This window comes from Aromatoleum anaerobium, from assembly GCF_012910705.2.
Lineage (GTDB): Bacteria > Pseudomonadota > Gammaproteobacteria > Burkholderiales > Rhodocyclaceae > Aromatoleum > Aromatoleum anaerobium.
Window position 1 is genome coordinate 69,248 of sequence record NZ_WTVG02000033.1, and the last position, 18,749, is coordinate 87,996.

The window sequence follows — 18,749 nt, forward strand, 5'->3', positions numbered from 1 at the left end:
CGTCGAGAGAAACGGGGCGCTTCGCGAATGAAGCGCATCGTACCGAAATCCCGCCTCTGCCGCTTGGCTCAATCGCGCGCGGGGAGATGCAGCCCAGACCGCACATCACATGGGCGACGGTCGATTTCGCGCGCGAGCCGCCAGACGAGCCGTGCGGCCAGGCGCGCGGTCCGGCCGTCGGAGTCGAGGGAAGGATTGAGTTCGGCGACGTCGGCGAGGCGAAGCTTGCCGCTCGAAGCGGCAATGCGGATCACCGCTTCGACGACGGCCGGCTCGACGCCGATCGTCGCCGGCGCGCTGACGCCGGGCGCGCACCCGCCCGGCAGCGCGTCGAGGCACAGCGTCAGGTAGAGCCAGTCGATGCCGGCGAGGAAATCGCCCACCGTGTTGACGATCGCATCGAGATCGCGCGCGCCCATTTCCTCGTCGAGGCGAAACGCGACGCCGAGCGCACGGGCGCGGTCGAACAACGCGGCCGTGTTCGCCGCTTCGGCAATCCCCAGCACGCAATAGCGGAATTTCCAGCCGCGGACTCTGCAGTCCTCGCCGATCTGGCGGAACGGCGTGCCCGAATTGCCCGCGGGCGCCGCGCGCAGATCGAAATGGGCGTCGACGTTGAGAATGCCGATACGCGGCGGGTGGGGTTCGCGTGCAGCATGTGCGGCGAGCCCCTGCCAGGCCGCCCACGCGATCTCGTGGCCGCCGCCGAGGCCGATCGGCACATGCCCGGCGTCGAGCAGCGCCGTGATGCGTTGAGCGTAGCCGGCCTGCATCGTCTCGAGCGTCTTTTCGCCGGCGTCGGGCGTGCTGGCGCCCACATCGCCCACATCGCCCACATCGCCCACATCGCCCACATCGCCCACATCGCCCACATCGCCCGCGTCGTACACATCGCCCGCGTCGTACACCGGCCGCCCTCCGTGCCAGGCCAGGTTCGCGAGCGCGCGGCGCAGCGCCGCGGGGCCTTCAGCGGCTCCGGGGCGGCCATGGTTGCGCCGCACGCCGAGGTCGCAGGGGAAACCGAGCAGCGCGATGCCGGGGGGCGCCTGCGGCGGCAGCATCGTGACGCGCTGGTGCCAGCGCAATGCCCGCGGGCCTTCATGCACGTCGATGCGGCCCTGCCACGGCCCCCGATCCTCCTCATCCTTGTGCGGCATCACCTGCTCCGCTGATTTGTCCGCCGAACACGCGCAGCGCGAGCGGGTTGTAGCCGAGGTGGTAGCACAGCTCGGCCGGGGTATCGACGTTCCACAGGCCGAGATCGGCGAGTTTTCCGGCCTCCAGCGTGCCGAGGTCGTCGCCGCGACCGAGCGCCCGGGCCGCGTTGCGCGTGACGCCGGCGAGCGCCTCGGCGGGGGCGAGACGGAACAGCACGCAGGCCATGTTGAGCGCGAGCAGCAGCGAACTGAGCGGCGAGGTGCCGGGGTTGCAGTCGGTGGCGATGGCGATGGGCACGCCGAGCGCGCGCAGTCGCGCGACCGGTGGAAGGTGCGTCTCGCGCAGGAAATAGAATGCCCCCGGCAGCAGCACGGCGACGCTGCCGGCCGCGGCGAGCGCCGCTGCACCGGCTTCGGAGAGATGTTCCAGATGATCGGCGCACAGCGCGCCGTGCCGGGCCGCCAGTGCCGCGCCGCCCGAATCCGAGAGCTGCTCGGCATGCAGCCTGACGGGAAGCCCGAGCGCCCGGGCCGCGCGGAACACCGCTTCGGTCTGCGCCGGGCTGAACGCGATGCGCTCGCAGAACGCGTCGACGGCATCGACGAGGCCTTCGCGATAGAGCGCCGGCAGCATCACGTCGCAGACTTCGGCGATGTAGGCGTCGGCGCGTCCGTCGTATTCGGGCGGCAGCGCGTGCGCGCCGAGGAAGGTCGTCGTCACGCGTACCGGCGCGGTCTCTCCCAGCGCGCGCGCCGCGCGCAGCATGCGCCGCTCGGCGGACAGTTCCAGCCCGTACCCCGACTTGATCTCGACCGTCGTGACCCCCTCGGCCATCAGTCGCGCGAGACGCGGCCGGCTCGCGGCAACGAGCGCCGCCTCGTCAGCGGCCCGCGTCGCCGCGACCGTCGCGCGGATGCCGCCGCCGGCGCGCGCGATCTCCTCGTAACTCGCGCCCTGCAGACGCAGTTCGAACTCACGGGCGCGGTTGCCGGCATGGACGAGATGCGTGTGGCAGTCGATCAGCCCCGGCAGCAGCCAGCCGCCGGCGCCATCGATCTCCTGTGCGGCGCGGGCCTCGCGCGGCAGGTCGCGTTCGGCGCCGAGCCAGACGATGCGCCCGGCCCGCACCGCGAGCGCGCCGTCACGCAGCGTGCCGTACGGTTCGCTGCCGGCGAACGTCGCGAGATGCACGCGGCGGAACAGCAGGTCCCAGGCGGCCATGTGATCAGGCGTCGTGCATCGGCAGGCGCAGGCCGATTTCCCGCGCCGTCGCGAGCGCTTCCTCGTAGCCCGCGTCGGCATGGCGCATCACGCCGCTCGCCGGGTCGTTGAACAGCACCCGTGCGATTCGCCGCGCCGCCCCGTCGGTGCCGTCGCAGACGATCACCTGGCCCGCGTGCTGCGAATACCCCATGCCGACGCCGCCGCCATGATGAAACGACACCCACGTCGCGCCGCTCGCGGTGTTGAGCAGCGCGTTGAGCAGCGGCCAGTCGGACACCGCGTCGGAGCCGTCGCGCATCGCCTCGGTTTCGCGGTTCGGGCTCGCGACCGAACCGGTATCGAGATGGTCGCGGCCGATGACGATCGGCGCATGCAGTTCGCCGTGGCGCACCATCTCGTTGAACGCGAGGCCGACGCGGTAACGATCTTTCGGGCCGAGCCAGCAGATGCGCGCCGGCAGGCCCTGGAACGTGATGCGATGGCGGGCGAGATCGAGCCAGTTGTGCAGGTGCCGGTCGTCGGGGATCAACTCCTTCACTTTCGCGTCGCTGCGATGGATGTCCTTCGGGTCGCCCGACAGCGCGACCCAGCGGAACGGGCCGTAGCCGCGGCAGAACAGCGGGCGGATGTACGCCGGGACGAAGCCGGGAAACGCGAACGCATCGATGACGCCGGCGTCGTGGGCCATCTGGCGGATGTTGTTGCCGTAGTCGAACACCGCCGCACCGGCTCGCTGCAGCGCCAGCATCGCGCGCACCTGGTTGGCCATCGAGCGCTTCGCCGGTTCGATGATGCTCTGCGGGTCGCTGCGCTGGCGCTCGCGCCATTGCTGCAGCGTCCAGCCTTGCGGCAAATAGCCGTGGATCGGATCGTGCGCGCTGGTCTGGTCGGTGACGACATCGGGCTTGACGCCGAGGCGCGCGATCTCCTCGAACACGTCGGCCGCGTTGCCGACGAGGCCCACCGACAGCACGCGGCCCTCGGCCCGCGCCGTGTCGAGCAATGCGAGCGCCTCGTCGAGCGAAGCGGCCTTGCGGTCGAGGTAGTGCGTTTTCAGACGCAGGTCGACGCGCGTCTCGTCGCACTCGACCGCCAGCATCGAGAAGCCCGCCATCGTTGCCGCGAGCGGCTGCGCGCCGCCCATGCCGCCGAGCCCCCCGGTGAGGATCCACCGCCGCGCGGCGTGCCCGCCGAAATGACGATCGGCGCAGGCGGTGAACGTCTCGTACGTGCCCTGCACGATGCCCTGCGAGCCGATGTAGATCCACGAGCCCGCGGTCATCTGGCCGAACATCATCAGGCCCTTGCGGTCGAGCTCGTTGAAGTGCTCCCAGGTCGCCCACTTCGGCACCAGGTTGGAATTCGCGATCAGCACGCGCGGCGCATCGACGTGGGTGCGGAACACGCCGACCGGCTTGCCGGACTGCACCAGCAGCGTCTCGTCCTCGCCCAGTTCGCGCAGCGTCGCGAGGATCTGGTCGAAGCACGCCCAGTCGCGCGCCGCGCGCCCCATGCCGCCATAGACGACGAGATGCTCGGGGTGCTCGGCGACTTCGGGGTCGAGGTTGTTCTGGATCATCCGCCACGCGGCCTCGATCAGCCAGTTGCGGCAGTGCAGCGTCGCGCCATGCGGCGAGCGCACGACGCGGCCCGGCGCGTAGCGAGGATCGGTGCTGTGGACTTCGGTCATCGCGGCCTCCTTCGGGGCGCTTCAGAGGGATTCGTCATCCGGTGTCACGGAGCGGGACGCGTCGCCATCCGCCACGCGTTCGGAGTCGAAGGACAGGGGACAATGGCGAGCGAAGGCGCCGGCCGACACCTCGTCCTTGATCGATGCGATGTCCGGCGCGAAATAGCGGTCGATGTCGTAATGCGGCACGCGGCGGCGGATCAGCGCGAGCACGGCCTGCAGGCGCGGCGAGGTACGGTGCGGTGCGCGCAGCTCGACGCCCTGCGCCGCGGCGAGCAGCTCGATCGCGAGGATCGTCGCGGTGTTGTCGGCGAGCTCGCCGAGCTTGCGTGCGGCGAACGTCGACATCGAAACGTGATCCTCCTGGTTCGCCGACGTCGGCAACGAATCGACGCTCGCCGGATGCGCGAGAAGCTTGTTCTCGGAGGCGAGCGCGGCCGCCGTGACGTGCGCGATCATGAAACCGGAATTGACGCCGCCTTCGGTGACGAGGAAAGGCGGCAGGCCCGACAGCGTGGCGTCGATCAGCAGCGCGATGCGCCGCTCGGCCAGCGCGCCGATTTCGGCCGCGGCCAGCGCGAGCGCGTCCGCGGCGAAAGCGACCGGTTCGCCATGGAAATTCCCGCCCGACAGCACTTCGCCGCTGTCGGGAAAAACCAGCGGGTTGTCGGACACGGCGTTCGCTTCGATCAGCAGCACGCCCGCGGCGTGGCGCATCTGGTCGAGGCAGGCCCCCATGACCTGCGGCTGGCAGCGCAGGCTGTACGGGTCCTGCACCTTGCCGCAGTCGCGATGCGCAAGGTTGATGCCGCTGCCCTCGAGCAGCTGCCGGTAGGTGGCGGCAGCGTCGATCTGCCCCGGCTGGCCGCGCAACGCGTGGATCCGGGCATCGAACGGCTTGAACGAGCCGGCCGCGGCGTCGACCGACAGCGCTCCGGCGACGAGCGCGGTGCGAAACACGGTCTCGATCGCGAACAGATTGACGAGCGCCAGCGCAGTCGACACCTGGGTGCCGTTGAGCAGCGCAAGGCCTTCTTTCGCCGCGAGCGTCATCGGCGCGAGTCCCGCGATCGCCAGAGCCTCGGTTGCGGATACGCGTCGGCCTCCGACGTCGGCTTCGCCGATCCCCAGCAGCAGCGCCGAAAGGTGTGCGAGCGGTGCCAGGTCGCCGCTCGCGCCGACCGAGCCTTTGGACGGCACGCGGGGCACGACGCCGGCGTTGAAGAGTCCGAGCAGCGCATTGATGAGTTCCATGCGCACACCGGAGTGTCCGCGTGCAAGGCTCGCGATCTTCAGCGCCAGCACGAGGCGCACCGTCGGCACCGAAAGCGGTTCGCCGACGCCCACCGCGTGCGACAGCACGAGGTTTTTCTGCAGCAGTTCGAGCTGGTCGTCGGGGATGTGCGTCTGCGCGAGGCGGCCGAAACCCGTGTTGATGCCGTAGGCCGGCTCGCCGCTGCGCGCGATCGCCTCGACCGTCGCGGCGCCACGCGCGATCCCCGGAAAGCAGGCCGGTTCGAGCTCGAGCCGGCTGTCGCTGAACGCGATCGTGCGCAGTTCGGCGAGCGTCAATCGGCCTGGATGAAGGCAAACGGCAGTCATCGGGAGTTCTCCCTGCTGGCGCTTTGACCGCTCGTGCGCCGGAAAATTTGTTGCCCGGGAGGCGGCTGTGGTCAGACGGTACTCGTCGGACCGACATTATTCAACTTGCGTTATTCGGCCGGCTGGCCATGGGAGCGGGAAGGCGTTACCCTTGGGCCTCGCGGCATCTGCCGTGCAAGACCAAAAACGAAAATCCGGCCAGCTCGGCGTCCATCGCCCATGACGGCAGCGCGCACTCCGACCATCCGCTCCCGACTCGCCCTGCTCGTCACGGCGTGCATCCTGCCGGCATCATTGATGACCGCGGCGCTGATCCATTACAACTATCAGCGCGAGAACGTTCAACTCGTGGGCGAGGTGATCGCGACTGCCCGCGCGCTGACGTCCGCCGTCGAGCGCGAACTGGCCACGACGGAGTCGGCGCTGACCGTCCTTGCGACCTCGCCCTACCTGGTTTCCGACGATCTCGCGGCTTTTCACCGCCAGGCGATGCAGGTTCTGCAAACCCGGTCGGCCAATAACGTCGTGCTGGCCGATACGACCGGCCGGCAGCGGATCAACACGTTGCGGCCGTTCGGCGACCCCTTGCCTTTCGAAGGAGTGATGCCGCAGTTGAGGCACGTCCTGGAAACAGGGCGCCCATATATCTCCGGGCTTTTTGTCGGACCGGTTGCGCACCGGCCAGCGCTCAGCGTCTCGGTGCCGGTGCACCGCGGTGAGCGGATCGTCTACGTTCTGAGCATGGGTTTTTTTCCGGATCGCCTGTCCGGGATCCTGACCGAGCAGCGCCTGCCCCCCGGCTGGACCGGCGAAATACTGGATGGCGAAGGCATTGTCGCTGCCCACACCGGCGAAATGGAGCAGTTCATCGGGCGGAAGGGGGCGCAGGCGTTGACGGAGAGGCTCGCCGAAGCCGCCGAGGGATCGGTCGAAATCCTTACCGGCGCGGGCCTTCCTGTCATATCCGTTTTCAGTCGATCCGCCGTTTCCCGGTGGACGACGGTCATCAGCATTCCCCGGGAAGCGCTGACGAACCGGCTGCAGCAGTCGCTTGGCTGGCTGGTCCTCGGTACGGTGGTTCTGCTCGGCAGTAGCCTGCTTCTCGCCTGGAGGCTCGGCGGCCGGATTGCCGGCGCGTTCAGCGGATTGACCGGTCCCGCCGTGGCCCTGGGCTCCGGCCAGGCGATCGTCGTTCCCAGCTTCCGGCTACGCGAAGCCGACGAGGTCGGAGGAGCGCTGATCAAGGCCTCCGCGATGTTGCAGCAGACTCGGCACAAGGCACTCCACGACGAACTCACGGGGCTGGCGAACCGCGCGCTGCTCGACGAAATCCTCAACAATCAGCTGGCGCTGTCACAGCGATGCGACAGCGAGCTTGCTCTCCTTTACATCGATCTCGATGGCTTCAAGGCGGTAAACGACTGTCACGGCCATGGAATCGGCGATGAACTGCTGCGCGTCGTGGCGCGTCGTATCAACGGGGCCATTCGGTGTTCCGACGTGGCCGCCCGGCTTGGCGGCGACGAGTTCGTCGTCGTGATGTTCGCGGCGGGAGCGGAGGGGGCGGCGGCGCTGGCCCGCAAATTGGTCGAAACGCTCTCCGAGCCGTACCACGTGGGCGAAATCCCGATCGGCATTTCTGCAAGTATCGGCATTGCAATATCGTCCGGCACGGAAACCACGTGCGAGAGACTGCTGGAGCAGGCGGACGCGGCGATGTATCGCTCCAAGGCCAGGGGAAAGCGGTGCTACACGAGCGCGCCGGACGAGCAGGATTCCGGCCCGCCGGCCGGAAATGAAGATGGGGCTGCTTGCCGCGGCTGAACGGTTCCGTGTAGCGACCCATCAGCAAGGGCTGAAATACTTTCCCGGGACCGCGCAGCCATCGCCCCGCCTGGCGGGCCCTCCGGTTGCTTTCGTGACACCTAAATCCGCGGCTGAAGATGCGATCATGAGAGCCGATCAATAAAACTTTCCGGAGCACAATCGAGCATGAAGAAGCCGCACCACCTCCGCGCCCGCAATTTCCCGTCCGCCCAGGACGAAGTCGAGGCCGCCCAGCCTCATTCGCCGTACGACGCGCCCGGCAGCTCTTTCCGCATGGCGTTCGCGGACAACGAATTCCTGCTGCGCGAGGAACTGCGCCCGGTGCGGCTGCAGCTCGAACTGCTGAAGGCGGAGCTGATCCAGCAGGAGCAGGGCGTCGAATCCACGGTGGTCGTGTTCGGCAGCGCGCGCTTCAAGTCGCCCGAAGTGGCGGCGGCGATGCTCGACGAGGCGCGCGCCGGCGACGATCCGGTCGCGATCCGGCGCGCCGAGCAGATGGTGAAGAACGCCCGTTACTATGCCGAAGCGCGCCGTTTTGCCGAGCTGGTCACGCAGGAACCCGACGTGCTCGGCGAGCCGGTCATCATCGCTACCGGGGGTGGCCCCGGCGTCATGGAGGCGGGCAATCGCGGCGCCCACGACGCCGGCGGGCGCAGCATGGGCATGAGCATTTTCCTGCCGTTCGAGGAAGCGCCAAACCCCTGGATCACGCCGGAGCTGTGTTTCCAGTTCCACTACTTCGCGATCCGCAAGATGCATTTCCTGATGCGCGCGGTCGCGGTCGTGAGCTTTCCCGGTGGTTTCGGCACCCTCGACGAATTGTTCGAAGTGCTGACCCTGACGCAGACGCGCAAGATCCGTCGCCGGCCGATCATCCTGATCGGCCGCGATTTCTGGGCGCGCCTGATCGACTTCGACGTGATGATCGAGCACGGCGTGATCAGTCCGGAGGACGTCGAGCTTTTCCGCTACGTGGAGACTGCCGACGAAGCCTGGGACGCGATCAAGGCCGCTTACAACGAAGACAATCCTGCATTGGTCGCCCGGCAGCTGAGGGGGAGTTGAACCTCCCGGGTACCCGGCGCAGGCTGGATCAGCGGGTCGTCTATGCCGCCAGGACGATCAGCGAAGCACCGGACGGTTGGGGAGCTGATCCTCCCGCTGCGGCGGGGTTTCGCCAGGGGCGTGACTGGCGGGAAAGTGCCGCTCCAGCGCCGCCGTTACGGCGTCGATCGCCCGGGCGAGGCCCTCTTCGTAGCGCCCGGCACGAAACTCCGCGCTCATGCTGGCCAGCGTCTCTCGCCAGTAGGCGTCATCGATGTGCCGCGCGAGGCCGCGGTCGGTGACGATGTCGATGCGGTGCTCGGCCAGTTGCAGGTAGATCAGCACGCCGTTGTTCAGTTCGGTGTCCCACACGCGCAGCTTGCCGAATTCCGTCAGCGCGCGCTCGCGCACCACATGCTCGATTGGCACGCGGCGGCGCAGATGGCGCCACAGGTAACTCAGCGGCAGGCTCGCTTCGATGCACACGCAGATCTCGCCGGTGTGACGCCGTTCGCTGTCGTGCACGCGCGCCTCGAGGCGTTGCAGCGTGTCGTCCCCGACCGCATGGCGCACGTCGTCGGCATCGAGCCACAGGTGGCGGATCACGCGCATCACGATGTTCATCGATGACTCCCGGTCCGGTTGCGTAGGGCTACCATCGTCCCGAAGCGCCGCCGCCGCCGCCGAAACTGCCGCCGCCTCCGGAACTGAATCCGCCCCGCCTCGGCCGCCCTCCCCAGATGATCGGGCCGCCAAAGCCGCCGCCTCCCGCCGCGGCCACCGCGGCCTCCTCCGCCGATGCCCAGCACGAGCACGAAGATGAACGCGACGACGCCGGCGATGATCGCCAGCAGCAGGCTGCCGAGCAGCAACTGCGCGAGCAGGCCGGCGACGCCACCGGTGGCGAGCGCCGAGCTTGCGCCCCAACATGCCGACGAGCACCGCGCCGACGATCGGTACGCCGACGAACAGGAACGCTCCGAGGTCTTCGAGCGACGGCGCATCGCTGCGCCCGCGCACGTCCGGCTCCGGTAGCGGCAGGTTTTCGCCGCGGATGCGCGCCATCAACGCGTCGATGCCGGCGTCGATGCCGGCGGCGAACTCACCCCTGCGGAAAGCCGGCGTGATGGCCCGGTCGATGATGTGGAAGGCGGCGAGATCCGGCACCGCGCCTTCGAGCGCGCGGGCGACTTCGATGCGCACCCGGCGGTCGTCTTTCGCGACCACCATCAGGATGCCGTCGCCGATGTCGCGCCGGCCGATCTTCCACTCGGCCGCGACGCGGTAGGCGTAGGCGGCGATGTCCTCGGGAGCGGTCGTCGCCACGATCAGCACGACGATCTGGGCCCCGCGTTCCGCCTCGAAGGCGGCGAGCTTCGCTTCGAGCGCCTGCCGTTCGCCCGCGTCAAGCGTGCCGGTCTGGTCGATGACGCGCGCAGTGAGGGCGGGAACCGGCTGCAGATCCTGGGCGGACGACGACGCCGGGCACAGCAGTGCCGCGAGCGCGACGAATGCAACGAATGCGATCGAAGCGCTTGCCAGCCAGCGGCGGGCAGTGGCTGCGACGGCCCACAGACCGGCGGCGAAGGGGGCGGGACAGGGGTGGCAGCCCATCAGATCAGGTCGGGGCGATGATCGCGCCGGGGCGCGCCGTGACTCAGCGCGCTCCCGAAGTGCCGAAATCGACGGTCGGCGGACGCGAAATCTCCTGTTCGTTCGCGACGGTAAAACCGGCTTTCGGCTCGTAGCTGAAGATCATCGCGGTCAGGTTCGTCGGAAAGCTGCGCGCGAGCACGTTGTATTCCTGGACCGTCTTGATATAGCTGTTACGCGCGACGGTGATGCGGTTCTCGGTCCCTTCCAGCTGCACGCGCAAGTCCTGGAAAGCCTGGTTCGCCCGCAGGTTCGGATAGTTTTCGGCAACTGCCAGCAACCGCGACAGGGCGCCGCCGAGCTGGCTTTGCGCCTGCTGGAAGCGTTCCATCGCCTGCGGATCGTTCAGCATCTCGGGCGTGACCTGGATCGCCGTCGCCCGCGAGCGCGCTTCGATGACGCGGGTCAGGGTTTCCTGTTCGAAATTCGCTTCGCCCTTGACGGTGTTCACGAGGTTCGGGATGAGATCAGCGCGGCGCTGGTACTGGTTCAGCACCTCGGCCCAGGCTGCCTTGCTTTGCTCGTCGAGGCGCTGGAAATCGTTGTAGCCGCAGCCGCCAAGGCCGAGCAGCGCGCACGCAGCGACGACCACGGAGAAGCGTCGGAAAAGTCTCTCGAACATGCGGTGCATCCCTCCATCGATTGTTGCGGACGGGCAGCGGCCCGGTCGGGGTCCGGATGGCAAGCCTTCGGCCCGCCGCTCGGCCAGGCGCCATCATAAAGCCGCCTGCAGGATAGGTGTCCGGAATATTCGCCAGGCCTTCGGCCATGAACGATTCGCGCCGGCGATAGGGGGCGGCGCATCGGGCGCGGAATTCCCGCGCGGCGGCCCCGGGCTGCGTCCGCGCAGTGCCTGTCCCCATCCGGTCGCCCGAGCGCAATCGCGTGTGAGCGCCGGGAGAAAATGCCCACCTGGCGCTGACGCCGCGATTGAGGCAGCAGCGCCGGAGGGTCGAGGGTGTCAGACCCCCTGTTTCAGGCTCGCCGCGATGAAGTCGTCGAGGTCGCCGTCGAGCACGGCCTGGGTGTTGCCGACCTCAAAGTTCGTGCGCAGGTCCTTGATGCGCGACTGGTCGAGCACGTAGGAGCGGATCTGGTGGCCCCAGCCGATGTCGCTCTTCGAGTCTTCGAGCTTCTGCTGCTCGCTCTGGCGCTTGCGCAGCTCCAGTTCGTACAGCCGCGCCTTCAGCATCGACATCGCCTCGGCCTTGTTCTTGTGCTGCGAGCGATCGTTCTGGCACTGCACGACGACGCCGGTCGGCTCGTGCGTGATGCGCACCGCCGAGTCGGTCTTGTTGATGTGCTGGCCGCCCGCGCCGGAAGCGCGATAGGTGTCGATGCGCAGGTCGGCCGGGTTGATGTCGATCTGGATCGAATCATCGACTTCCGGATACACGAATACCGACGAGAAGCTGGTGTGGCGCCGCGCGTTGGAGTCGAACGGGCTCTTGCGCACCAGGCGGTGGATGCCGGTTTCGGTGCGCAGGAAGCCGTACGCGTAGTCGCCGCTGACCTTGATCGTCGCGCCCTTGATGCCGGCGACTTCGCCTTCGGATTCTTCCATCAGCTCGACGTTGAAGCCCTTGCGCTCGCAGTAGCGCAGGTACATGCGTTCGAGCATGCCGGCCCAGTCCTGCGCCTCGGTGCCGCCGGCACCGGCCTGGATTTCGATGAAGCAGGGATTCGGGTCCATCGGATTGGAGAACATCCGGCGGAATTCGAGCGCATGCACTTTCGCCTGGAGCTCCCCCAGGTCGGCCTCGACCGCGGCGAGCGTGTCTTCGTCGTCCTCGGCTTCGGCAAGATCGAACAGGTCCTTCAGGTCCGAAGACAGGCGCTCGATATCGCGCAGGTTGTGCACCACGTCTTCGAGCTGGCGCTTTTCCTTGCCCAGTTCCTGGGCGCGGGCAGCGTTGTCCCAGGCGGCCGGATCCTCGAGCGCGCGGGTTACTTCTTCGAGCTTCGATGATTTCTCATCGTAGTCAAAGATACCTCCGAAGTTCACGACCCCGGGAACGGAGGTCGTCGAGTTGCTGGGCGATGGCGTTGAGGCGTTCGGCTTCCATGGCGATGCTCCGGGAAATTCAGAAAACCGCGAAGTATACCCGCGATGACGAAGGGCCGCGCGGTGGAGGTTCCGCTGCGCGACGCGCTGCCGGCAGGTGTCCTGCACAAAAGAAATCGGCGGCCCGGATGGAGCCGCCGATTTGCGCGCGGGGGGAAGGACAGGCGATGCTCAGAAACGGTAGCCGACGCCGACCATGTACACCCACGGATCGATGTCGATATCGACCTTCACTTTGGCGCCGTTCAGGCGCGCGGTCGCTTCGCTGTCGATGTCGACGCGCCACACGGCGGCGTTCAGCATGATGCGGTCGGTCAACATGTAGTCGATGCCGGCCTGGACGGCGAGTCCCCACGAACTTTCGCGGTCCAGCTGCGAGAAGCCTTGGGCCTTGCGTGCATCCTTCAGCTCTTCGTCGAAGAAATACGTGTAGTTGATGCCGGCGCCGACATACGGCTGCCACTTCGACGACGGATCCATCGGGAAATACTGCAGCGAGAGGGTCGGTGGAAGCTGCTTGATCGTGGCGAGCTTGCCATTGAGACCGCCAATGCCCTTCAGCGTGACGTCGTGTTCGAACGGCGTTGCGGCGAGCAGTTCGATGCCGACGTGGTCGGTGAGCATGTAGCCGAGCGTCAGGCCGAGCTGCGTGTCGTCGCTCACCTCGACATCCGACCCCGGAATCTTTCCGGCCGGCGTCGAGACGCTGGAATCGCCGATGTCCGGATCCACCATCGTTGCACCGGCACGCACCAGGATGTCCCCCTCTTTGTGCGCGAACGCAGCCGGACTGGCGACAGCGAGGGCAAGCAGGGAGGAAATGAGCAGGGAAGGTTTCATGGTGCGGTCCTCTTGCGGTTGTTGGTCGCTTCCGATTGTACCCATTTCAGTAGCATGGTTATGTGCACTGCACAATAATATTTCTTTTGAGTAGATAGATGAAATTGATTGAGGTGCGATGGAGGGCGGAAAGAAGCCCGGGACGTTACACGGTGTCGAAGTGTTCGAGCATCAGCTGCAGGCTGGTGACGCCGTTGTATTCGTTCGGCGCGAGCCGGTAGGCGGCATGGATGCTCGCCCCCGCACCCTCGGCGAAGTTGAAGCGAATCGCGTCGAAGCGCACGCCGTTCTTCGACAGCTGCAGCTTCAGGTGCTTGTCCTTGAGCAGGCGCTGGTTGTCGACGCGGAAACGGTCCTCGAACACCGGTGCGGCGAAGCCTTGGCCCCAGATGTCCTGCTCGATCAGGCGCGCCGAGTCGAGCGTCATGTAACCGCTTTCGAGCACGCCGTCGGTTTCCAGCGTGCGCGTCAGGTCGGCGGTGCCGACGAGTGATTGAACGATCTCCTCGAACGCCGCCTGGAAGCGCGCGTAATCCGTTTCGCGGATCGTCAGGCCCGCCGCCATCGCGTGGCCGCCGAAGCGCAGGATCAGGTCGGGATGCCGCTTGGCGACGAGGTCGAGCGCGTCGCGCAGGTGCACGTTCGCGATCGAGCGCCCCGATCCCTTCAGTTCGCCGTCCGCGCCGCGCGCGAACGCGACGACGGGCCGGTGCAGTTTCTCCTTGATGCGCCCGGCGACGATGCCGATGACGCCCTGGTGCCAGTCGGGCTCGAACAGGCTCACGGTTGCGCTCTGCCCGGGATCGAAACCCGCGAGCCGTACCAGCGCGTCTTCCTGCATGCCTTGTTCGATGCCGCGCCGCTCGCGGTTGAGCTTGTCGAGTTCCTGCGCGATGTTCAGCGCGCGGCCCATGTCGTCGCTGATCAGGCATTCGATGCCCAGGCTCATGTCCGACAGCCGCCCAGCGGCATTGAGGCGCGGGCCGAGCGCGAAACCGAGGTCGAAAGTGTTTGCACGCTCAGGTTCGCGGGCAGCCGCGGCGAACAGCGCGCGGATGCCGGGCTGCATGCGTCCGGCGCGCATGCGTGCGAGCCCCTGTGCAACGAGGATGCGGTTGTTGTGGTCGAGCTTCACGACGTCGGCGACGGTGCCGAGCGCGACGAGGTCGAGCAACTCGCCGAGGTTCGGTTCCTGCTGCCCGGAGAACGCGCCGCGTTCGCGCAGTTCGGCGCGCAGCGCGAGCATCGTGTAGAACATCACGCCGACGCCGGCGAGCGCCTTGCTCGGAAAGTCGCAGCCCGGCTGGTTCGGATTCACGATGACGTCCGCATCGGGGAGCGTGTCGCCGGGCAAGTGATGGTCGGTGACCAGCGTCGCCATGCCGTAGCTGCGTGCCGCAGCGATCCCTTCGACGCTGGCGATGCCGTTGTCGACGGTGATCAGCAGGTCGGGCTCCATCCGCGCGGCCAGTTCGACGATCGCCGGGGTGAGGCCGTAGCCGTATTCGAAGCGGTTCGGCACGAGATAGCCGACGTCGGCGCCGAAAGCGCGCAGCGCGCGGATGCCGACCGCGCAGGCGGTGGCGCCGTCGCAGTCGTAGTCGGCGACGATCACCATCCGCGCGCCGGCCTCGATCGCGTCGGCGAGCAGTTGCGCGGCTTCATGGGTGCCGCGCAGCGCCGCGGGCGGCAGCAGCGCCTTGAGGCCGTAGTCGAGCTCCTCGCGCTGCGAGACCCCGCGCGCCGCATAGATGCGCGCGAGCAGCGGATGGGTGCCGCCGTCGATGAGGCGCTGGACGGCGCGGGGTGGGGCGTTGCGGGACTGGATGCGTGTCATCGGTCGGGGCGGTCAGGGTCGGCGACCGGCTCTGCGGGGAGAGACGGAGCCGCCGGGGTGAGCGATTTGAGAAGGGTGTCGAAAGCGAGCGGTTTGCGCCAGAATTTCCACCGCTCGCCGGAGCGCACGACGAGTTCGAATGTGCCGCGGTCGCCAGGCGCGGTGAGGGTCAGTTTCTGCAGGCGGCCGTCGCCCAGCGCCCCGGCGAGCGGTGCGATCCAGTCGCGTTCGAGCGCGGCGAGATTGTTGCGCCAGGCGTCGAGATCGAGCTGTCGTGCCGGGTGGAGGAGCGCGTCGAGGACGATGATCGTGTCCTCACGCAACGCGGCCGCGAGGTCCGGCGCCGCGGCTTCGGCTCCGGCGGCACGCGCCATGCCGCGGGCGAGCGGTTCGGCCGTCTGCACTACCGGCAGCGTCGCAACCGCGCCGGTTTCCAGCGCGCCTGCGCCCCAGAACCACAGGCTGTTCGCGGGACGCCGCCCGGCGGCTTCGCGCGCCTGGTTGAGCGGATGGTTGTGCAGCAGCACCTGCACTTCGTTCATCGTGCGCTGCCACAGGCGGGCGTCCTCGCCTTCGGGCAGGAACTGGCGGATCGGCCGTCCGATGACGTCATGCAGCGGAAAGAGCCTGGCGCGGGTCGGCGCGGCAAGCCGGAGGTACCAGCGCGTCGGCGCGCACGCTTCGAAGCGGCCGAGATCGCCGAAATTGTCGTTGAGGGCGGCAATCAACGTGGAGACGTCGTCGTCGCCGAGTTCATCGGCCGGAAAGTCGTTGAGCAGCAGGTGTTCGCGGGCGAAGGACAGGTTCACGGGGTCGGCGCACAGCCAGTCGCCGTCCGGATCGGGCGCAACCGGTACCGATTCGCCGAGGCGGCGCAGCGCGGCCAGCGGCAGCGGGCCGTCGGACGAGCCGGTGCCGAGACCGAACAGGCGCGCAAGCTGGAGGTCCAGCGGCTCGAAGTCCCGGTGCTCGCGCCGTCCGAGGCCGAGGAGTCGTGCGAGTGCGGGAAGTTCAATGCCCGCTGCGGGGGCGACGAGCGAAGCGCCGGGCCAGATCAGGCCGGGAATGACGAGGTGAATCTGCATGGAGCGACCGCAACAAGGAGCGGATCGAGTCTAGCACAGCGCCCGGTGGCTCCGGCGGGACGACGCGATCGGGCCCGGCAGGGAGCCGACGCTGCGCTCGGAGCGGGCCGGGTCGCGGCGCGTAAAAAAGAGCGGGTTCGTCGCGATTTTTCGCGATCCTGCCGGTCGTTCGTCGCGCCGGACCTGTCCTTGCGGCAGAATGGCGCCTTTTCGCCGCTGCCCCCACCCGATGCGTTACGAAATCCTGGTCGGTTTGCGTTACACCCGGTCGCGCAAGCGGGCGCAGGGGCGCAACCGTTTCATCTCCTTCATCTCGCTGGTGTCGATGCTCGGCACCGCGTTGGGTGTCGCCGCGCTGATCGTCGTGCTGTCGGTGATGAACGGCTTCCAGGAAGAGTTGCGCACGCGCATCCTCGGCGTCGCATCGCACGTGCAGGTCTCCGGTTTCGACGGCGAGCTCGACGCGTGGCAACAGGTCGCCGACCAGGCTGCACGCCATCCGGACGTCGTCGCCACAGCGCCGTACATCCAGGAGCAGGGGATGCTGTCGTTCGACCAGGCGGTACGCGGCACGCTGGTGCGCGGCGTGCTGCCGGCGGCCGAGGACGGCGTCGCCAATTTCGTGCGCTTCATGCGCTCGGGCAGCTTCGACGCGCTGCAGCCCGGGCGCTTCGGCATCGTGCTCGGGCGCGATCTCGCGTTCGCGCTGCAGGCGCAGGTCGGCGACAAGGTGACGCTGATCGCCCCGCAAGGGCTGGTGACGCCAGCGGCAGTGCTGCCGCGGGTCAAGCAGTTCGAGGTCGTCGGGATCTTCGAGGCGGGGATGTTCGAGTACGACTCCGGCCTCGCGCTGATCCACCTGCGCGATGCGCAGGCGCTGTACCGCATGGACGAGCGCGTCAGCGGGGTGCGGCTGAAGCTCGACGACCTGTTCGCCGCGCCGCGTGTCGCGCGCGAACTGCCAGGCCTGATCGAAGCCGATGTGATGGTCAGCGACTGGACGCGCAGCCACGCGAATTTCTTCCGCGCGGTGGCGCTGGAGAAAACGATGATGACGATCATCCTGTTCCTGATCGTCGCCGTCGCGGCGTTCAATATCGTGTCGACGCTGGTGATGGCGGTGCAGGAGAAGTATGCCGACATCGCGATCCTGCGCACGCTGGGCGCGAGTCCCACGTCGATCATGGCGATTTTCGTGCTGCAGGGCGCGATCATCGGGCTCGTCGGCCTTGCCGCAGGGGTCGCGGGCGGGCTGTTGCTGGCGCACAACCTCGACGTCGTGATTCCGGCGCTCGAGCAGGTCACCGGCGCGACGTTGTGGAACAAGGAGGTCTACTACATCAGCGAGCTGCCGTCGAAAGTGCTGCCGGCCGACGTGATCACGATCGTATCGCTGTCCTTCGTGCTGACGCTGGTGGCGACGCTGTATCCGAGCTGGCGCGCGTCGCGCGTGAATCCGGCCGAGGCCTTGCGCTATGAGTGAAGCGACGAACGAACCGGTGCTGGCCTGCGAGGGCCTGTCGAAAACCTTCCGCGAAGGGGCCGATGCGCTGCAGGTGCTCAACGGCGTGACGCTTGCGGTCGCGCGCGGCGAACGCATCGCGATCGTCGGTGCCTCGGGCTCGGGCAAGAGCACCTTGCTGCATCTGCTCGGCGGGCTGGACGTACCGAGCGCCGGCGCGGTGCGCTTGCGCGGACGCGATTTCTCGCGCATGTCGGATGCCGAGCGCGGCCGGGTGCGCAATGAGGCGCTCGGCTTCGTGTACCAGTTTCACCATCTGCTGCCGGAGTTCTCGGCGCTCGAGAACGTCGCGATGCCGCTCTACATCCGGCGCATGGAGCGCGAGGCGGCGAACGAACGGGCGGTCGCGATGCTCGAAGAAGTCGGTCTCGGGCACCGGCTCGATCATGCGCCGGGCGAGTTGTCCGGGGGCGAGCGCCAGCGCGCGGCGATCGCGCGGGCGCTGGTGACGCAGCCGGCGTGCGTGCTCGCGGACGAGCCCACCGGCAACCTCGACCGGCGCACTGCGGAGAGCGTGTTCGACCTGATGCTGAGCCTCAACGAGCGGTTCGCGACGAGCTTCATCATCGTCACGCACGACGAGCAACTCGCCGGGCGCGCCCAGCGCACGCTGCGGCTCGACGACGGCCGGCTGGCGTGACCCGCAGGACGTTCAGCGGCCGTTGCGATGGGTGCGGCGGGCGTGCCAGGTACGGATCAGCCAGATTCGCCACGCGGCCTTGACGGCGAGGTAGCCGAGCAGGGACAGCGTCGCCGCGAGCAGGATCAGGCCGAGCCCGAGCGGCTTGCCCAAGCCCGCCATCCAGTCCACGAGCGCGCCGCCCCACGCGATCAGCGTCATCTCGCCGAGTTCCGGCGGCGGGGCGAAACCCTGTCCGTTGATGCCCATCGCCCAGCTGCCGATCTTGTAGGCGAGAAAATACAGCGGGACGATCGTCACCGGGTTCGAATACAGCGTCGTGATTATCGCCAGCGGCAGGTTGACGCGGAACACCAGGCAGCAGATCGCCGCCGCGCCCGCCTGCAGCGGCCCGGGGATCATGCCGCAGAACAATCCGACCGCGAAGCCCCCGGCTGCCGAATGCCGATTCAGGTGCCAGAGCCGCGGGTGCAGCAGCGTGCTCGCGAACGGCCGCAGCCAGCGGTTGGAGCGAATCGTTTCGTGCTTCGGCAGAAAACGCTTGAGGATCTTGCGCATGGTC

15 protein-coding genes and 1 pseudogene are annotated in these 18,749 nt (G+C 67.9%); 4 read left to right on the forward strand and 12 right to left on the reverse strand.

Annotated elements, in window-relative coordinates:
- Positions 1 to 68: 68 nt before the first annotated feature.
- From hutG to hutH, 4 genes are read right to left on the reverse strand one after another with little or no spacing between them, the layout of a single operon-like run.
- Positions 69 to 1,157: a formimidoylglutamase gene (gene hutG, locus GO606_RS02105; protein ID WP_169117840.1), complete on the reverse strand. Its 1,089-nt coding sequence runs from the start codon at positions 1,155 to 1,157 to the stop codon at positions 69 to 71.
- On the reverse strand, positions 1,141 to 2,379 hold the full coding sequence (gene hutI / locus GO606_RS02110) for an imidazolonepropionase (RefSeq protein ID WP_169117839.1): 1,239 nt from the start codon (positions 2,377 to 2,379) through the stop codon (positions 1,141 to 1,143). Before hutI ends, hutG begins: the two co-directional genes overlap by 17 nt.
- Positions 2,380 to 2,383: 4 nt before the next feature.
- Positions 2,384 to 4,072, reverse strand: a complete 1,689-nt coding sequence (gene hutU, locus GO606_RS02115) for a urocanate hydratase (protein WP_169117838.1) — start codon at positions 4,070 to 4,072, stop codon at positions 2,384 to 2,386.
- Between the two features lie 21 nt (positions 4,073 to 4,093).
- On the reverse strand, positions 4,094 to 5,674 hold the full coding sequence (gene hutH / locus GO606_RS02120) for a histidine ammonia-lyase (protein WP_169117837.1): 1,581 nt from the start codon (positions 5,672 to 5,674) through the stop codon (positions 4,094 to 4,096).
- Between the two features lie 219 nt (positions 5,675 to 5,893).
- Here hutH and GO606_RS02125 point away from each other — a divergent pair, with 219 nt between their 5' ends.
- The gene (locus GO606_RS02125; protein ID WP_169117836.1) at positions 5,894 to 7,498 is read left to right on the forward strand and encodes a bifunctional diguanylate cyclase/phosphodiesterase; all 1,605 of its coding nucleotides are present in this window, start codon (positions 5,894 to 5,896) and stop codon (positions 7,496 to 7,498) included.
- Positions 7,499 to 7,666: 168 nt separating this feature from the next.
- A complete protein-coding gene (locus tag GO606_RS02130; protein ID WP_169117835.1) occupies positions 7,667 to 8,566 on the forward strand; it encodes an LOG family protein in 900 nt (299 codons plus the stop codon).
- Between the two features lie 57 nt (positions 8,567 to 8,623).
- Here the strand turns inward: GO606_RS02130 and GO606_RS22040 are convergent, their stop codons facing one another.
- The 7 genes and pseudogenes from GO606_RS22040 to GO606_RS02160 form a co-directional block, all read right to left on the reverse strand.
- Complete coding sequence (locus tag GO606_RS22040; RefSeq protein ID WP_169117834.1) at positions 8,624 to 9,169, reverse strand: TPM domain-containing protein; 546 nt, start codon at positions 9,167 to 9,169, stop codon at positions 8,624 to 8,626.
- Between the two features lie 28 nt (positions 9,170 to 9,197).
- Positions 9,198 to 10,159, reverse strand: a pseudogene (locus GO606_RS22045) (TPM domain-containing protein).
- A gap of 43 nt (positions 10,160 to 10,202) precedes the next feature.
- Positions 10,203 to 10,820 (reverse strand): LemA family protein, encoded by a 618-nt coding sequence (locus tag GO606_RS02140; protein ID WP_169119036.1) that lies wholly within the window; start codon positions 10,818 to 10,820, stop codon positions 10,203 to 10,205.
- A 339-nt stretch (positions 10,821 to 11,159) separates the two neighbouring features.
- Positions 11,160 to 12,264, reverse strand: a protein-coding gene (gene prfB / locus GO606_RS02145; protein WP_169119037.1) for a peptide chain release factor 2 whose coding sequence is annotated in 2 segments (ribosomal slippage) — positions 11,160 to 12,182 and positions 12,184 to 12,264 — 1,104 coding nt in all. Because the reading frame shifts where the segments join, the coding sequence is not laid out codon by codon here.
- Positions 12,265 to 12,434: 170 nt separating this feature from the next.
- Positions 12,435 to 13,103, reverse strand: a complete 669-nt coding sequence (locus tag GO606_RS02150) for an OmpW/AlkL family protein (protein WP_169119038.1) — start codon at positions 13,101 to 13,103, stop codon at positions 12,435 to 12,437.
- A 145-nt stretch (positions 13,104 to 13,248) separates the two neighbouring features.
- Positions 13,249 to 14,940 carry a single-stranded-DNA-specific exonuclease RecJ gene (gene recJ, locus GO606_RS02155; RefSeq protein WP_169119039.1) on the reverse strand — a complete coding sequence of 564 codons (1,692 nt, stop codon included), beginning with the start codon at positions 14,938 to 14,940 and terminating at the stop codon, positions 13,249 to 13,251.
- Positions 14,937 to 16,025 (reverse strand): hypothetical protein, encoded by a 1,089-nt coding sequence (locus GO606_RS02160; RefSeq protein ID WP_169119040.1) that lies wholly within the window; start codon positions 16,023 to 16,025, stop codon positions 14,937 to 14,939. The genes recJ and GO606_RS02160 overlap by 4 nt, the downstream gene beginning before the upstream one ends.
- Before the next feature lie 229 nt (positions 16,026 to 16,254).
- On the opposite strand from GO606_RS02160, the gene GO606_RS02165 reads away from it, so the two are divergent.
- Together GO606_RS02165 and lolD are read left to right on the forward strand one after the other, a co-directional pair.
- Complete coding sequence (locus GO606_RS02165; RefSeq protein ID WP_169119041.1) at positions 16,255 to 17,508, forward strand: lipoprotein-releasing ABC transporter permease subunit; 1,254 nt, start codon at positions 16,255 to 16,257, stop codon at positions 17,506 to 17,508.
- The gene (gene lolD / locus GO606_RS02170; protein ID WP_169119042.1) at positions 17,501 to 18,187 is read left to right on the forward strand and encodes a lipoprotein-releasing ABC transporter ATP-binding protein LolD; all 687 of its coding nucleotides are present in this window, start codon (positions 17,501 to 17,503) and stop codon (positions 18,185 to 18,187) included. Before GO606_RS02165 ends, lolD begins: the two co-directional genes overlap by 8 nt.
- 12 nt (positions 18,188 to 18,199) lie before the next feature.
- Here the strand turns inward: lolD and GO606_RS02175 are convergent, their stop codons facing one another.
- On the reverse strand, positions 18,200 to 18,745 hold the full coding sequence (locus GO606_RS02175; protein ID WP_169119043.1) for a DUF2062 domain-containing protein: 546 nt from the start codon (positions 18,743 to 18,745) through the stop codon (positions 18,200 to 18,202).
- Positions 18,746 to 18,749 lie beyond the last annotated feature (4 nt).

Excerpts from the sequence above, each read along its gene's own strand:
- hutG (WP_169117840.1), bottom strand. The coding sequence starts at position 1,157 with ATGCCGCACAAGGATGAGGAGGATCGGGGGCCGTGGCAGGGCCGCATC.
- hutI (WP_169117839.1), bottom strand. The coding sequence starts at position 2,379 with ATGGCCGCCTGGGACCTGCTGTTCCGCCGCGTGCATCTCGCGACGTTC.
- hutU (WP_169117838.1), bottom strand. The coding sequence starts at position 4,072 with ATGACCGAAGTCCACAGCACCGATCCTCGCTACGCGCCGGGCCGCGTC.
- hutH (WP_169117837.1), bottom strand. The coding sequence starts at position 5,674 with ATGACTGCCGTTTGCCTTCATCCAGGCCGATTGACGCTCGCCGAACTG.
- GO606_RS02125 (WP_169117836.1), top strand. The coding sequence starts at position 5,894 with ATGACGGCAGCGCGCACTCCGACCATCCGCTCCCGACTCGCCCTGCTC.
- GO606_RS02130 (WP_169117835.1), top strand. The coding sequence starts at position 7,667 with ATGAAGAAGCCGCACCACCTCCGCGCCCGCAATTTCCCGTCCGCCCAG.
- GO606_RS22040 (WP_169117834.1), bottom strand. The coding sequence starts at position 9,169 with ATGAACATCGTGATGCGCGTGATCCGCCACCTGTGGCTCGATGCCGAC.
- GO606_RS02140 (WP_169119036.1), bottom strand. The coding sequence starts at position 10,820 with ATGTTCGAGAGACTTTTCCGACGCTTCTCCGTGGTCGTCGCTGCGTGC.
- GO606_RS02150 (WP_169119038.1), bottom strand. The coding sequence starts at position 13,103 with ATGAAACCTTCCCTGCTCATTTCCTCCCTGCTTGCCCTCGCTGTCGCC.
- recJ (WP_169119039.1), bottom strand. The coding sequence starts at position 14,940 with ATGACACGCATCCAGTCCCGCAACGCCCCACCCCGCGCCGTCCAGCGC.
- GO606_RS02160 (WP_169119040.1), bottom strand. The coding sequence starts at position 16,025 with ATGCAGATTCACCTCGTCATTCCCGGCCTGATCTGGCCCGGCGCTTCG.
- GO606_RS02165 (WP_169119041.1), top strand. The coding sequence starts at position 16,255 with ATGCGTTACGAAATCCTGGTCGGTTTGCGTTACACCCGGTCGCGCAAG.
- lolD (WP_169119042.1), top strand. The coding sequence starts at position 17,501 with ATGAGTGAAGCGACGAACGAACCGGTGCTGGCCTGCGAGGGCCTGTCG.
- GO606_RS02175 (WP_169119043.1), bottom strand. The coding sequence starts at position 18,745 with ATGCGCAAGATCCTCAAGCGTTTTCTGCCGAAGCACGAAACGATTCGC.